Raw genomic sequence first — 430 nt, forward strand, 5'->3', positions numbered from 1 at the left:
GAACCGTAGGGGTTGAAGCGCGCCAGGGCTGACGGTGGTTCCAGCTGGGCATGGTTGAGGTATTGGTTGTGGTAGGTGGCCTCGACCTGGGTCTTGGCGTTCTTCAACGCGCCGGCCACATCGCCTTCGTTCTCGTCGTCACGGGCCGGACCTTGCTGGGCCGCGAGAAAATCGCGAAAGCCGTCGCTGGAGAAATCCGCGGGCATGCCGCGCACTTTTGAGTCGGCCGTCGGTTCCTGCCAGTCGACCTGGATCGCCTCCACCGCACGCTTGGCGTGCCACCAGCGTTCGGCCACCACGGCTACCGCACCGGGCAGCACATGCACCGAGTGCACGCCTTTCATGGTTTCGACCTGGGATTGGTTACGCAGGCTGCCCACGGTCATGCCCAGGCGCGGCGCGTGCTGCACGGCGGCGTGGAGCATGCCGT

General features: G+C 65.8%; 1 pseudogene. It reads right to left on the reverse strand.

Features of this window, described 5'->3' with window-relative positions:
- Positions 1-430 (reverse strand): annotated as a pseudogene (locus FCS21_RS16395) (xanthine dehydrogenase family protein); the annotation flags it as partial.

The organism is Colwellia ponticola (assembly GCF_005885605.1).
Classification (GTDB): Bacteria; Pseudomonadota; Gammaproteobacteria; order Enterobacterales; family Alteromonadaceae; genus Colwellia; species Colwellia ponticola.